This is a genomic window from Streptomyces sp. NPDC058637 (assembly GCF_042717325.1).
Classification (GTDB): Bacteria; Actinomycetota; Actinomycetes; order Streptomycetales; family Streptomycetaceae; genus Streptomyces.
In genome coordinates this window covers 13507-26741 of the sequence record NZ_JBHXRD010000022.1, presented here as the reverse complement: position 1 = coordinate 26741, position 13235 = coordinate 13507, and the positions used below count along the sequence as shown (strand labels likewise).

Annotated in this window: 14 protein-coding genes and 1 pseudogene; 6 read left to right on the top strand and 9 right to left on the bottom strand. The window is 71.2% G+C overall.

Annotated elements, in window-relative coordinates:
• Positions 1-76: 76 nt before the first annotated feature.
• Complete coding sequence (locus tag ACFWVP_RS22365; protein WP_384499071.1) at positions 77-550, bottom strand: GNAT family N-acetyltransferase; 474 nt, start codon at positions 548-550, stop codon at positions 77-79.
• Positions 551-553: 3 nt separating this feature from the next.
• Positions 554-1324 carry an IclR family transcriptional regulator gene (locus ACFWVP_RS22360; RefSeq protein WP_329212353.1) on the bottom strand — a complete coding sequence of 257 codons (771 nt, stop codon included), beginning with the start codon at positions 1322-1324 and terminating at the stop codon, positions 554-556.
• 165 nt (positions 1325-1489) lie between these two features.
• Here ACFWVP_RS22360 and ACFWVP_RS22355 point away from each other — a divergent pair, with 165 nt between their 5' ends.
• From ACFWVP_RS22355 to ACFWVP_RS22345, 3 genes are all read left to right on the top strand, one after another.
• The gene (locus tag ACFWVP_RS22355; protein ID WP_384499069.1) at positions 1490-3010 is read left to right on the top strand and encodes an aldehyde dehydrogenase (NADP(+)); all 1521 of its coding nucleotides are present in this window, start codon (positions 1490-1492) and stop codon (positions 3008-3010) included.
• Entirely contained in the window at positions 3007-3618 is a 612-nt protein-coding gene (locus ACFWVP_RS22350; RefSeq protein ID WP_384499067.1) for a DUF1349 domain-containing protein, read from the top strand. Before ACFWVP_RS22355 ends, ACFWVP_RS22350 begins: the two co-directional genes overlap by 4 nt.
• A gap of 458 nt (positions 3619-4076) precedes the next feature.
• Positions 4077-5051, top strand: coding sequence for a polysaccharide lyase family 1 protein (locus ACFWVP_RS22345; protein WP_384499065.1), 975 nt, complete (start codon positions 4077-4079; stop codon positions 5049-5051).
• Positions 5052-5127: 76 nt separating this feature from the next.
• Here ACFWVP_RS22345 and ACFWVP_RS22340 read toward each other — a convergent pair whose 3' ends face one another.
• Entirely contained in the window at positions 5128-5310 is a 183-nt protein-coding gene (locus ACFWVP_RS22340; RefSeq protein WP_384499064.1) for a DUF397 domain-containing protein, read from the bottom strand.
• Positions 5307-5528, bottom strand: a complete 222-nt coding sequence (locus ACFWVP_RS22335) for a Scr1 family TA system antitoxin-like transcriptional regulator (RefSeq protein ID WP_384499062.1) — start codon at positions 5526-5528, stop codon at positions 5307-5309. The genes ACFWVP_RS22340 and ACFWVP_RS22335 overlap by 4 nt, the downstream gene beginning before the upstream one ends.
• Before the next feature lie 232 nt (positions 5529-5760).
• Here ACFWVP_RS22335 and ACFWVP_RS22330 point away from each other — a divergent pair, with 232 nt between their 5' ends.
• From ACFWVP_RS22330 to ACFWVP_RS22320, 3 genes are all read left to right on the top strand, one after another.
• Positions 5761-6750, top strand: a complete 990-nt coding sequence (locus ACFWVP_RS22330) for a hypothetical protein (RefSeq protein WP_384499060.1) — start codon at positions 5761-5763, stop codon at positions 6748-6750.
• 126 nt (positions 6751-6876) lie between these two features.
• A complete protein-coding gene (locus ACFWVP_RS22325; RefSeq protein ID WP_384499058.1) occupies positions 6877-7611 on the top strand; it encodes a DsbA family oxidoreductase in 735 nt (244 codons plus the stop codon).
• Positions 7612-7680: 69 nt separating this feature from the next.
• A complete protein-coding gene (locus ACFWVP_RS22320; RefSeq protein WP_384499056.1) occupies positions 7681-8742 on the top strand; it encodes an aminotransferase class V-fold PLP-dependent enzyme in 1062 nt (353 codons plus the stop codon).
• A 22-nt stretch (positions 8743-8764) separates the two neighbouring features.
• Here the strand turns inward: ACFWVP_RS22320 and ACFWVP_RS22315 are convergent.
• The 5 genes and pseudogenes from ACFWVP_RS22315 to ACFWVP_RS22295 form a co-directional block, all read right to left on the bottom strand.
• Positions 8765-8956 (bottom strand): annotated as a pseudogene (locus tag ACFWVP_RS22315) (MarR family transcriptional regulator); the annotation flags it as partial.
• A gap of 10 nt (positions 8957-8966) precedes the next feature.
• Complete coding sequence (locus ACFWVP_RS22310; protein ID WP_384499055.1) at positions 8967-10001, bottom strand: LacI family DNA-binding transcriptional regulator; 1035 nt, start codon at positions 9999-10001, stop codon at positions 8967-8969.
• 42 nt (positions 10002-10043) lie between these two features.
• Entirely contained in the window at positions 10044-10901 is an 858-nt protein-coding gene (locus ACFWVP_RS22305; protein ID WP_384499053.1) for a carbohydrate ABC transporter permease, read from the bottom strand.
• On the bottom strand, positions 10898-11824 hold the full coding sequence (locus ACFWVP_RS22300) for a carbohydrate ABC transporter permease (protein ID WP_384499051.1): 927 nt from the start codon (positions 11822-11824) through the stop codon (positions 10898-10900). The genes ACFWVP_RS22305 and ACFWVP_RS22300 overlap by 4 nt, the downstream gene beginning before the upstream one ends.
• Positions 11821-13134: an extracellular solute-binding protein gene (locus tag ACFWVP_RS22295; protein WP_384499050.1), complete on the bottom strand. Its 1314-nt coding sequence runs from the start codon at positions 13132-13134 to the stop codon at positions 11821-11823. Before ACFWVP_RS22295 ends, ACFWVP_RS22300 begins: the two co-directional genes overlap by 4 nt.
• Between the last annotated feature and the right edge of the window lie 101 nt (positions 13135-13235).

Here is a 13235-nt window from a genome sequence, read left to right as displayed (position 1 = left end):
GATCCGCCTCCGCCGCACGGCGGAGGGCCCCTCGGCCGTGGGGGCGGTGGCGGGTCCTTCGTGCCCGGCCTCCGGGTCAGACGTCCAGCCGCAGCAGGAGCTCGTCGGTCTCCTCGCCGCGGGCCTGGGCGTAGCCCCGGTCCGTGCCGGTCACGGTGAATCCGCACTTCTCCAGCACCCGCGCCGAGCCCGCGTTGTCCGCCGCCGCCCGCGCGTGCAGCGGCCGCTCCGGTACGGCGTCGAGGAGCGCCCGCAGCGCGGCGGTCGCCAGGCCCTTGCCCCAGTGCGCCCTGTCCACCCAGTAGGTGACCTCACGCTCGGCCGGGGACCCGTACACCCCGACGCTGCCGACCACGGCACCGTCGGCGAGCACCGTGCGCATGATCACCGTGTCCGAGGCGCGGATACGCTGCCAGTGGGCGTCGAACATGGCCCGGTTCGACGGGTCCGCACTGGTGAAGGCGGCCATCCTGGTCGCCTCCGGGTCGCTCATGAACGTGAAGAACAGCGGCAGGTCGGCGTCGCGGACCTCACGCAGCGAGACGTGCACCGGTCAGAGCCTCCGGGTCGCGAGGGTCAGCCGGTCGCGGGCGTCGAACAGGGCGTCCTTGACCATCTGTTCGTGCGCCGGAGTGAGCCGGGCGACCGGCACCGAGCAGCTGATCGCGTCGCGCGCCGGAGTGCGGTACGGGATCGCGACGCCGAAGCAGCGCAGTCCCAGCGTGTTCTCCTCGCGGTCCACCGCGTACCCCTGCTCGCGGATGAGACGCAGTTCCTCGATCAGCTTCTCGCGGTCGGTCAGGGTGTGCTCCGTCAGCGCGGGCAGCGTCTCGGGCAGCATCTTGCGGACCTGCTCGTCGCTGTGGGTGGCCAGCAGCGCCTTGCCGAGCGAGGTGGAGTGGGCGGGCAGCCGGCGGCCGACGCGGGTGAACGGGCGCAGGTAGTGCTGGGACTGCCGGGTGGCGAGGTACACCACGTTCGTCCCGTCCAGGCGGGCCAGGTGGATGGTCTCCGTGGTGTCGTCGGAGAGCCGGTCCAGGGTGGGACGGGCGGCGGCGACGACCTCGTCCCCGTCGATGTACGAGGTGCCGACGAGCAGGGCCCGGACCCCGATCCCGTACCGCGTGCCCGTCGCGTCCGTCTCGACCCAGCCCAGCTCCACGAGCGTGCGCAACAGCATGTAGAGGCTGGACTTGGGGTAGCCGACGGCCTCCTGCACGGCGGCCAGCGAGTGCATACCGGGGCGCCCCGCGAAGTATTCGAGGAGCTCCACCGTCCGTACCGCAGACTTGACCTGTGTCCCACCGGACTCGGCAACCGACATCGCCCTATGCCCCTTCCAGCCTTCGTGTACTACCTGCGCGACGCTGCGACTTCTTGCCAACACGGAACGCCCGGAAATAGAGTCCCTTGCGTATTCACTATCAGGAACTCTGTTCAGAATACCGAACAACCCCTGATGTGTGGCAGTGGACCGGAAGGAAACACGGTGGCAGCAGCACCAGTCTGGAGCGTCGACCCCCGAACCGGGAACCCGCGTGAGCAGGTTGCGGTGGAGGCTACAGCGGAGGAGGTCGACCGCGCGGTCCGGGCCGCGCATGCGGTACGCGACTCGCTGGCCGACCGCACGGTGCGCGCGGCGTTCCTGCGGACCGCGGCCGATCTGCTCGCCGGGGCGGGTGAGCGCGTGATCGAGGCCGCGGACGCGGAGACCGCCCTCGGCCCAGCCCGTCTGACCGGCGAACTCGCCCGTACGGCGGCGCAGTTGAGGGCCTTCGCCGAGGTCGTCGAGGAGGGTGCCTTCCTCGACATCCACATCGACCACGAGGACGGCGGCCGGATCCCGCCGTGGCCGGACCTGCGCCGCTACAAGATCCCGCTCGGTGTGGTCGCCGTCTACGCGGCGAGCAACTTCCCCCTCGCCTTCTCCGTCCCCGGCGGCGACACCGCGAGCGCGCTCGCCGCGGGCTGCCCGGTCGTCGTCAAGGCGCACCCCGACCACCCCGCCACGTCCGAGCTCTGCGCCTCGCTCCTGCGCAGGGCCGCGGCGCAGAACGGTCTGCCCGAGGACGTGGTGGCCGTCGTGCACGGCTTCGACGCGGGCGTCGAGCTGGTCAAGCACCCCCTTGTCAGCGCGGCCGGGTTCACCGGTTCGATCCGTGGCGGCCGGGCGCTCTTCGACGCGGCGGCGGCCCGCCCCGTCCCGATCCCCTTCCACGGCGAGCTCGGCTCCCTCAACCCCGTCGTCGTCACCGCGGCGGCCGCCGCCGAACGCGGCGACCAGATCGGCACCGGGCTCGGCGGCTCCATGACCATGGGCGCCGGACAGTTCTGCACCAAGCCCGGCTTCGTCTTCGCCCCGTCCGGCGAGGCCGGCGACCGGCTGCTGAAGTCCCTCACCGAGGCCGTCAGCGACACCGGCGCCGGGGTCATGCTCGACCACCGGATGCGGGACGCCTTCGTCGCCGGAGTGGCCGAGCGGGCCGCGCTCCCGGACGTGGAGGCCCCCGTCACTCCCGGCGCGGGCAGCGAGCACACCGTCGCCGCGGGCTTCCTCACCGTCCCCGCGCGGCGACTCGCCGAGGAAGGCCCGCACGACGCGCTGCTGGAGGAGTGCTTCGGCCCCGTCACCGTCGTCGCGCGCTACGACTCCGAGGCCGAGATCACCACCGTCCTCTCCCGCCTCCCCGGCAACCTCACCGCCACCCTCCAGATCGCCACCGAGGAGGCCGACGGCAGCGCCGCCGGTCTGCTGTCGGCGCTCACCCCGCTGGCCGGACGCGTCCTGGTCAACGGCTGGCCGACCGGCGTCGCCGTCGCCCCCGCCCAGCACCACGGAGGCCCCTACCCGGCCACCACCTCCACCTCCACATCGGTCGGCGCCACGGCGATCGAGCGCTGGCTGCGTCCGGTCAGCTACCAGTCGACGCCCGACGCCCTGCTGCCACCGGAGCTGCGCGAGGGCAACCCGCAGGGCCTGCCCCGCCGGGTCGACGGGCGGCGCGCGTGAACGAGCGACTTCCCGAACTGCCCTTCGCCCTGGAGGCGTTCGGCCCCGAGGGTGACTGGACGTACGAAGCCGGTGTGCTCACCGGCCGGGCGGGCGCCCGGCAGGACCGTTTCGTCCCGCCGGACGGCGACTCCCTGGAGTCGGCCTCCGACGCCCCGCGCCTGCTGGGCGCCGTGCCGGAGGGCGACTTCCGGCTGTCCGCCCGGGTGAAGGTGGGCTTCGCGGCGGCCTTCGACGCGGGCGTCCTCTACCTGCACGTCGGTGAGAGGGACTGGGCGAAGCTCTGCTTCGAGCTGTCCCCGGCCCGCCCCACCATCTGCACGGTCGTCACCCGCGGCCACTCCGACGACGCCAACTCCTCCGAGGTGGAGGGCGACACCGTCTGGCTGCGGCTCAGCCGCACGGGCGACGCGTTCGCCTTCCACGCCTCGGCCGACGGCGAGAAGTGGACCTTCGTCCGCGTCTTCACCCTCGGTACGCGGCAGGAGCGCGCCTCGGTCATGGCCGGCTTCCTGGTCCAGTCGCCCACGGGAGAAGGGTGCGAGGTGTCGTTCGACCACATCGAGTACCGGCCCGCCGGCCTCGGCGACCTGCGCGACGGCGGCTGACCGCGTACACCTGACCCACGCGACGGGGCCCGGATCCGAGAGGATTCCGGGCCCTTCGTCCGTGGCGCAGGCGCACCGGAGGGACCGGCCGCCGGGGCCGCACCGGCGTCACCCCACCCCTGTACCCCGGCGCCCCGGCCCACGCCGTCGAGGTCGTCGACGACGGCCCCGGTCCGACACCCCAGCGGGGACGGCGGGTCCTCGACCGCCTCCGCCTCGACGATCGCCGGCGCCATCGCCTCGACGATCGCCGAGGCCCACGGGGCCCGCCTGGAACTCGACACCGGTCCTGCTCCCGGCAGCCGGCGATCGATGACGGGACGGCAGCCTCCGGGTCACATACCAAAGCGCCGCGCCACATATCTGAATTTCTCATCCCGGTCCGGCAACCTTGCGTGCCCCGGGCGGCGACCCCTGGGTGCACTCGTACCTCGTCGTACCGAGAAAGGGATCCCCCCATGCGCACCCAACTCCGCAGCCGCCGCGGCCGCATCGCGGCAATGGCCGCCGTCGCGACCGTCGCATCCCTCACCGTCGCCGCGCTCCCCAACGCCGCGGGCGCCGCCGAGTCGAGCCCCATCGGGTTCGGCGCGGGCACCACGGGCGGCGGCAGCGCCGCCGCGACGACCGTCAGCACCCTCGCCGCGTTCAGGACGGCCGTCACCAGCGACTCCGCCAAGACCGTCAGGGTGAGTGGGCTCATCTCGCTGAGCGGTCAGGTCGACATCGGCTCCAACACCACGGTGCTCGGCGTCGGTTCGTCGTCCGGGTTCACCGGCGGCGGCCTGCGCCTCAAGAGCGAGACGAACATCGTCATCCGCAACCTGAACATCAGCAAGCCGCTCGCCCCCTCCGACGGCATCACGGTCCAGAACTCCACGAAGGTCTGGATCGACCACAACTCCTTCTTCGCGGACCGCGACCACGACAAGGACCACTACGACGGTCTGCTGGACATCACGCACGCCTCGGACAACGTCACCGTGTCCTGGAACACCTTCAAGAACCACTACAAGGGAAGCCTCGTCGGGCACAGCGACAACAACGAGAGCGAGGACAAGGGCCATCTGCGCGTGACGTACCACCACAACCACTTCCAGAACATCTACTCCCGGATCCCCAGCCTCCGCTTCGGTACCGGCCACTTCTACGACAACTACGTCGAGGGCGCGGACACCGCCGTGCACTCCCGCATGGGCGCGCAACTACTGGTCGAGAACAACGTCTTCCGCAACACGAAGATCGCGATCACGACCAGCCGCAGCAGCGACGAGGACGGCTACGTGGTCCAGCGGGGCAACGACCTCGGCGGAGCGGCCACCGAGATCTCGCAGACCGGCTCGTTCACCACCCCGCCGTACTCCTACACGGCCGAGCCCGCCTCGTCCGTCCCCGCGTCGGTGACCGCGGGCGCCGGAGCCGGCAAGCTCTGACCTCCGTGTGAACGAGGGGTGCGCGGCCCGGACGCGGACCGCGCACCCCCTGGCCGCCGCATCCGTCGTCGCGCGGTCACCCCTCCGCGGCGTACCGCACGAAGTGCGCCCAGCGGGTGGGGGAGATGCTCAGGTGGGGGCGGGTGACGTCCTTGGAGTCGCGCACGAGGACGGCGTGCGGGGCGGAGGCGACCCCGACGCACTCTCCCCCGTCGCCGGCGCTGTAGGTGCTCTTGAACCAGTTGAGTTCGGTGTTCATCGCTCTCCCGGCAACTCCTCGATCAGCGCCAGGGACTCGTGCGGACTGAGGGCCTGACCGCGGATGCTTCCGTATCGTGCGGCCGGAATACGTACCTCTTCGGCATCGGTGATCAGCCGGTTTGTGCTCTGTACCTCAAGGGAGGCGAGTTGTTGGCGCCCTTTGGGGGTGAGCGGGATGAACGGCCCCTCCAGCGCGGAGTGGTCCTCGCATGTCATCGGAAGTACCTGAATCGTCGTGCTGCGCAGCTTTGCGAGGTGCTGCAAGTGTGCCCTCGCCGTGGCATGGGGCGTACGTCCGTTCCCGCCCTCCGGGAAGACGGTCTGGGCGGAGATCGGAGGGAAACCGACGGTGTGACCGAAAGGCGGGCGCCTACGGGCGTGGATCATCGGAAGGTGTGTCGGGAGCGTCGGTTAGGGTGCGCGGACGATATTCGGACGTGGGCGGTTCGTGGCCGCCGTCGAGAACTTCGAAGGCGCTGTACGGGCTCAGGACGCCGACGCGGCGGAGCCCGCCTTCGATCGGCTGACACACCGTTTCGGGAAGGCGACGGACACCGAGCTGCGGGCGGCGGCGCCTCGGCTCGCCGCCCTGCTCGAAGGGGTGCCGCCCGGTCCGCGTGCGGTGGTGGCGGTGATGATCGGGGCATGCGTCGAGCGGGGCGCGGATCCGCCGGCGTGCGCGCCCGCCGTGTTCGCGAGCGCCCTGGACGCCTTCGAGCAGGCTGCAGTCTTCTGCGAGCGGTGGGCGGCCGCGGGCCGCGGCGAGCTGCCCGCTCTCGAGGGCGAGGGTCTCGAAGAGGCCGACTTCGAACGGATCGGCTTCGAGCCCGTCATGGCCTGGCAGGCGCTCCCTCAGTTCGAGATGGCCTGTGTCGCGATGCTCAACTCGCCGCGGGTGCGCCGTGAGGTCCCTGGGCGCGAGGGGCTGAGGGCCGCCGTCGCCCAGGTCGCGGAGCTGTCCGACGAGCCGTTCCGGTGTCTCGCGTACGCCCTCGCCGTTCTCGACGACGAGCCGCTCGTCGCGCTCGACCGCACCACCGGCACCGGCTTCGCGCTGCGCGCCTCCGGCATCGGCGACAACTTCCAGCTGCACACGCTCCTTGCCGATGCCCTGATCGGCCGGGGCCTCGTACAGGGCGAGGCGCCGTCCGCCGAAGCCGTCGCCTGCTGCCGCGACCGGCCCGGGATGGTGCCGACAACCGGCTCCTTCAATCCGGTCGGCGCCGACGGCGAGTGGATCTGGAACGAAGGCAACCTGTCGGACATCCCGGTCGTGGACGGCGTCCGGCTCGTCGTGCTCGACCCTCCGCCGTACCGGAGAAGCTGGGACGCCGGTCGCTTCTTCCCCAAGATGACCGGCGAGCTCGTGTACGAGCGTGCCCTCAGACCGGAGGAGTCGGCGGCCCTGCTCACCCGGGTAGCCACGCCCGTCCGCTGAGAGGCGGCGTCCCGCCTTCGGCGAGCGGTCCGGGGCGGCGGGGAATCAGCCGCGCCGGTTGAACGTTTAACGGGCGGCGGAGGTCGGCTCCGCACCCGTACGGCAGAGCTGGAGAGAAGAAGAGTCATGCGCGTCGAGATCTGGAGCGACATCGCCTGCCCCTGGTGCTACATCGGGAAGGCCCGCTTCGAGAAGGGCCTGGCCGAATTCGCCCACCGCGACGAGGTCGAGGTGGTGCACCGTTCCTTCGAGCTCGACCCCGGGCGTGCCAAGGGCGACACCGAGCCGGTGATCGACATGCTGGCACAGAAGTACGGGCGCACTCCCGAGGAGGCCCGCGGCATGGAGGCCAACGTCGCGGCGAACGCGCAGGCCGAGGGGCTCGGCTACCGCGCGGAGGGCCGTGACCACGGCAGCACCTTCGACATCCACCGGCTGCTGCACCTGGCCAAGGCGCGCGGGCTCCACGACGAGATGCTGAGCCTGGCCTACCGGGCGAACTTCGCCGAGGACCGCTCGGTCTTCGACGACGCGGTGCTGGCCGACCTCGCCGTGGAGGCGGGGCTGGACGCCGAAGAGGTCCGTGCGGTGCTGGCCGACCCCGACGCGTACGCCGACGACGTGCGGACCGACGAGCGCGAGGCGGCCGAACTGGGCGCCAACGCGGTGCCGTTCTTCGTGTTCGACCGGCGGTACGGGATCTCCGGCGGCCAGCCGTCGGAGGTCTTCGTCCAGGCACTGGAACAGGCGTGGAAGGACCGCCCGGTCAGCACCCTGACGAACCTCGGCGGCGACGCGGCGGCCTGCGACGCGGACGGGGCCTGCGAGGTCCCCCGGGGCACGTCCGACCGGCACGCATAAGAACTCCTTGGGTTCACCCCTTAACTCTTCGTGATTGACGGAGGGGCAAGGGGCGGCCAGGCTGGACGCATGGAGACGTCTACGATCCACCTGGCCACAGCCGCCGAGTTCGCACCGGAGACCACATACCTCAACACGTCCAGCTGCGGTCTGCTGCCCCGCCGGACCGTCGAGGCCGTCAAGGAGCTTGCCGACGACAACGCCACGGGCCGCCGGCCCGGCGCGGGCAGCTTCGAGGCGGTGGACGGCGCGCGGGCCGGTTTCGCCCGGCTCGCCGGTGTCGGCCCCGACCGGGTCGCCACCGGCGGCTCCGTCGCCGCGCATGTGGGACTCGTCGCGGCCTCGCTGGAGCCGGGCGCCGAAGTCCTCGTGCCAGAAGGCGAGTTCAGCTCGGTCGTCAGCCCGTTCGCGGTCCGCGGCGACCTGAAGATGCGCTACGTCCCGCTGGAGGAGCTGGCCGCTTCCGTACGCCCGGAGACCGCACTCATCGCCTTCTCGGCAGTCCAGTCGGCCGACGGCAGGATCGCCGACCTGGACGCGATCCGGGCGGCGGCGGGGGCGCACGGCGCCCGGACCCTGCTCGACGCCACCCAGTCGGCCGGCTGGCTGCCGCTGGACGCCGGGGCGTACGACTACACGGTCACCGGCGGCTTCAAATTCCTGCTGTGCCCCCGGGGCGCGTCGTTCCTGACGGTGACCGAGGAGGCGCAGGAGGGGCTGCCCGTGGTGTACGCGGGCTGGGTTTCGGCGGAGGACCGCTGGAACAGCACGTACGGACCCGTCCGGCAGCTGGCGGTCGCGGCCCGGCGGTTCGACGAACCGGCCGCCTTCCTCGCGTACCACGGGGCGGAACGGTCCCTGGAGCTGCTGGCGGAGATCGGGGTCGACGCGCTGCACGCCCATGCCACCGGGCTGGCCGCCCGCTTCCGCGCCGGGCTGGCCGGCATCGGGCACGAGGCGGTCCCGGGGGAGTCCGCGGTCGTCGCCGTGCCCGGACTCGGCAGTCGTGAACCCGAGTTGGCGCGGGCGGGCGTCATGGTCTCGGACCGGGCCGGGAACCTGCGGGCGGCCTTCCACCTGTACAACACCGAGGCCGACGTGGACCGCGCGCTGGACGTGCTCTCCGGCTGAGCCGGGCGAAGGACCCCGGTGGTCACGTGGCGCCGGGGCGCCCGTTTGTCTCCTGGCGGAGACTCGCCTCGACCTTGGCGAGCAGCCGGGCCGGCTCCGCACGCTCCTCCGCGTCCAGCCCCGCGAGGGTGTGCTCCTCCAGGCCGGACCAGGCGTCGCGCACGGAGGCTCGCAGCCCGCAGCTGTCCTCGGTGGCCTCGACCGGTACGGCCCGCCCGGTGGCGCTACGCCGAGTCCCGGCGGACCAGTTCGGTGGGCAGGATGACCGCGGACGGGTCCTCCCCGCCGATCTGGGCCAGCAGCACCCGCACCATCTCGGAGCTGATCCGGTCCCACGGCTGGCGGACCGTCGTCAGCTCCGGGCGGGCGGCGAGCGCCGCCGGGGAGTCGTCGAAGCCGCCGACCGCGATGTCCTGCGGCACCCGCCGGCCCGCCTTCTCCAGCGCGGTCAGCACCCCCTGCGCCATCAGGTCGGACGCGACGAACACCGCGTCGACGTCCGGCGCCCGTTCCAGCAGCAGCGAGGCCGCCGCCTCGCCGCCCGCACGGCTGTAGTCACCCGGCACGACCAGTGCCTCGTCGTAGGGGAGCCCGCACTCGGCGAGCGTCGCCCGGTAGCCCGCCAGCCGCTCCACACCGCCCGGGGTGTCCAGCGGCCCGGCGACCGTGGCGATCCGGCGGCGCCCCGACCCGTACAGGAAACGCACCATGTCCCGTGCGCCGCCCAGGTCGTCCGCCGCCACATAGCTGACCTTCGATCCCTGACCCAGCGGCTTCCCGCAGGCCACCAGCGGTACGCCGGCGTCGTGCAGCTGGGCGGCCACCGGGTCGCCGGAGTGGCTGGAGACCAGCAGCACCCCGTCCACGTGCCCGGCGATGTACCGCATGTTCCGGCGGCGTTCCGCCTCCGTCCCCGCGATCATCAGCAGCAGCGGGACGTCGTGCGCGGCGAGCGCCGTGGTGCAGCCGCGCAGCAGCACGTTGAAGTTCGGGTCCTCGAAGAACCGCTCCTGCGGCTCGGTCAGCAGGAACGCCACCGAGTCGGAACGGCCGGTGATCAGGGACCGGGCGTGCCGGTTCACGGTGTAACCGGTCCGGCGTATGGCGGACTGCACCGCGTCGAGCGCGGACGGGCTGACGTTGTGACCGCCGTTGAGCACCCGGGAGACCGTGCCCCGGGAGACTCCTGCCTCCCGGGCGACGTCGTGGATCGTCGGCGGCCGGCGTCGCCCCGTGCCGTTCTGTTCTGTGCGGCTCATGGTGCTCGATCTTTCATCAAAGGAAGCCCTGGTGAGGAGCTGTCAGGACTTTACGGCGCCGGAGAGCAGGTCGAGGCTCCAGAACCGCTGGATCACGAGGAACAGGGCGATGAGCGGGATGATCGCCAGCAGTGCCCCGGTGATGACGAGCGTGTAGAGCGCCGGGGTGTTCGCACCCTGCTGCAACAGCGTGTAGAGCCCCAGGGTCACCGGGAACTTCTCGTCGTCGCCGAGCATGATGTAAGGCAGCAGGAAGTTGTTCCAGACCGCCACGAACTGGAACAGGAACACCGTCACGAGCCCCGGCACCATCATCGGCAGCGCGATGGTCCGGAAGATCCGCCACTCGCCTCCGCCGTCCATCCGCCCGGCCTCGATCACATCGGCCGGCACGGCCGCCGAGGCGTAGATCCGGGCCAGGTAGACGCCGTACGGGGAGAGCAGCACCGGCAGCAGCACCGACAGGTACGAGTCGGTCATGTCGGCCTTGGCCAGCAGCAGGTACTGCGGTACGGCGAGGATCACCGGCGGCATCAGCACCCCGGCGAGCAGGATGTTGAAGACGGCCTCCTTCCCGCGGAAGCGGTACACGGCCAGCGCGTACCCCGAGACCGCGGACACCGCGGTGGACAGCAGGGCGCCCACCCCGGCGTAGAAGGCCGAGTTGGCCATCCACCTCCAGTACACGCCGTCCCGGTACGCCGTCAGGTCGGCGACGTTGTCGGTGAAACCGGAACCGGGCAGGAAGGTGAAGGTGGAGAACAGCTCGCTGCCGGACTTCGTCGACGCGACCAGCACCCAGACGACGGGCAGCAGGCAGTACAGGGCGCCGAGGAGCAGCGCGGCCGTCGGGACGAGCGGGAACCGCCGGGGGCCGGTGGCCAGGGACTGCGTACTCATCGGGAGTCTCCCTGCTTCGTACGGGAGTTGGCGGCCTTGAGGAAGCCGAAGGACAGGGCCAGGGTGGCCAGGGCGATGATGACCGCCTGCGCCGCCGCCGCGTAGATGTCGTTGTTGACGAAGGCGTCCTGGTAGACCTTCATCAGCGGGCTCCAGGTGGTGGAGAGCGAGTTGGTCAGCGGCTTCAGGGTGGTGGGCTCGCTGAACACCTGGAGCGTCGCGATGATGGAGAAGAAGAAGGTCAGGATCAGCGAGGGCGCCACCATCGGGATCTTGATGCGCAGGGCGATCTGCAGCTGCGAGCAGCCGTCCAGCCGCGCGGCCTCGAAGATCTCGGCGGGGATCGCCCGCAGCGACGTGTAGATCACGATCATGTTGAAGCCCGTGCCGCCCCACACCGCGATGTTGGCCAGGGACAGGTACAGCGGGCCGCCGTCCAGGAGGTCCGGCTGCGGCAGCCCCGCCTTGTCGAGCAGGTAGAGGAACGGGCTGACGTCGGGCAGGTACAGGAAGCCCCACATCAGCGCGGCGATGACACCCGGGATCGCGTACGGCAGGAAGATCGCCAGCCGGGTGAAGGCGCGCAGCCGGACCCGCTCGGTGTCCAGCAGCAGGGCGAACAGCAGGGCGAGTCCGAGCATCACGGGGACGACGATCGCGCCGTACCCGAGGATGCGCAGCGCCCCGTTCAGCAGCTCCGAGTCGGAGGGCGCGTCGGTGTAGTTGGCCAGGCCCGCCCAGATCTCGTCACGGGCGCCCTTGCCCAGGCCGAGCCCCTTCACTTCCGTCCGGCGGAAGCTGAGGTAGAACGCGTACCCGATGGGCAGGGCGAAGAAGAGCAGGAAGAGGACGGTTGCGGGGACCAGGAAGGCGTACGGGGCGCTCTTGACCCCGTACGGCCTCCTGCGGGGTGCGCGTGTCACTCGGAGACCCCGAAGCCCTGCTTCTCGAGGTCGGCGACGGTGGCGTCCTGCATCGCGGTCAGTGCGGCACCGAAGTCCGACCTGTCCTTGGCGGCCTTCGCGAAGTTGTCCTTGAAGGCGGTGTACGCGACGTTCACGTTCGGGCCCCACGCGGCGGGCGCGGTGCCCTGGGCGATCTTGGCGGCCTCGGTGTAGAAGTCCGGCTGGTTGGAGAAGTAGTCAGGCGCCTGGGAGAGCGCCCCACCGGTCTGGGCGGCCGTCGCGGCGGGGTAGATGCCGCTCTCCTTGACGAGGGCGGCGAGCGCCGCCGGGTCCGTGTTCAGCCACTTCGCGAAGGTGGCCGCCGCCTTCTTGTGCTTGGAGTCGTTGGTGACCGCGGTGGAGGAACCGCCCCAGCTGCCGGTGGCGTTCTCGCCGGCCGTCCACTGGGGGAGCGGGGCCATCGCCCACTTGCCCTTCGTCTCGGGCGCCGCCGTGGTCAGGGTGCCCGGCGCCCAGACGGCGCTGACCCAGGCGACCTGCTTGCCGGTGTTGAGCGCCTTGTTCCAGGCCGGGGTGTACATCGGCTGGTTGTCGATGGCGCCCTCCTTGACCAGACCGCCCCAGAAGTCGGCGACCTTCCGCGTGGCGGGGTCGTCGATCGCGACCTTCCACTTGTCGCCACCGGTGGTCCACCACTGCGCCCCGGCCTGCTGGGCGAGGCCGGCGAACAGGCCCGAGTCGTTGGAGGAGAAGGTCGTGAGGTCCTTGTCCGGCGCCTTCTTCTTCAGCGCGCGGGCGGTCTCGGCGAACTCGTCCCAGGTGGTGGGCACGGTCAGGCCGTACTGCTCGAAGAGGTCCTGGCGGTAGTAGAACATCAGCGGGCCCGAGTCCTGCGGCAGGGCGTACAGGGCGTCGGAGCCCAGCGTCGCCTGCTGCCAGATCCCGTCGGCGAACTGGCTCTTCGCGTCGCCGGCCTCGCCGGATATGTCGGCGAGGACGTCGTTGGAGACCAGGGTGGGGAGTGCCTGGTACTCGGCCTGGACCAGGTCCGGGGCCTTGTGCGCCTTCGCCGCCGTGATGATCTTGGTGACGAGGTCGTCGCCCGACGCCTGCTTCTTCACCGTGACCGTGATGCCGGCCTCCTTGCCCGGGCCCTTGTTCCAGATGTCCGCGACCTTGTCCAGGCCGGGGGCCCAGGCCCAGTAGGTCAGCGAGGCGGGTCCGGAAGCGGCCTGCTCCTCGCCCCCGTCGTCCGACGAGCCGCAGCCCGTCAGCAGGACGGCGGCGAGAGTGGCGGCGGTGGTCACCGCGACGGTGCGGTTCTTCATGGTTCTCCCCTGACGAGACGGGCGAGCGCATCGGCCCCGTGGCCGAAAGGACGCTGTGAGCGTTCACAGTAGAGAAACGAAACCGACACTTGTCAATGGTT

What these genes read in the sequence shown, in the direction of transcription:
- ACFWVP_RS22360 (WP_329212353.1), bottom strand. Translation starts at nt 1,324, where the DNA reads ATGTCGGTTGCCGAGTCCGGTGGGACACAGGTCAAGTCTGCGGTACGG.
- ACFWVP_RS22345 (WP_384499065.1), top strand. Translation starts at nt 4,077, where the DNA reads ATGCGCACCCAACTCCGCAGCCGCCGCGGCCGCATCGCGGCAATGGCC.
- ACFWVP_RS22340 (WP_384499064.1), bottom strand. Translation starts at nt 5,310, where the DNA reads ATGAACACCGAACTCAACTGGTTCAAGAGCACCTACAGCGCCGGCGAC.
- ACFWVP_RS22335 (WP_384499062.1), bottom strand. Translation starts at nt 5,528, where the DNA reads ATGACATGCGAGGACCACTCCGCGCTGGAGGGGCCGTTCATCCCGCTC.
- ACFWVP_RS22325 (WP_384499058.1), top strand. Translation starts at nt 6,877, where the DNA reads ATGCGCGTCGAGATCTGGAGCGACATCGCCTGCCCCTGGTGCTACATC.
- ACFWVP_RS22320 (WP_384499056.1), top strand. Translation starts at nt 7,681, where the DNA reads ATGGAGACGTCTACGATCCACCTGGCCACAGCCGCCGAGTTCGCACCG.
- ACFWVP_RS22310 (WP_384499055.1), bottom strand. Translation starts at nt 10,001, where the DNA reads ATGAGCCGCACAGAACAGAACGGCACGGGGCGACGCCGGCCGCCGACG.
- ACFWVP_RS22305 (WP_384499053.1), bottom strand. Translation starts at nt 10,901, where the DNA reads ATGAGTACGCAGTCCCTGGCCACCGGCCCCCGGCGGTTCCCGCTCGTC.
- ACFWVP_RS22295 (WP_384499050.1), bottom strand. Translation starts at nt 13,134, where the DNA reads ATGAAGAACCGCACCGTCGCGGTGACCACCGCCGCCACTCTCGCCGCC.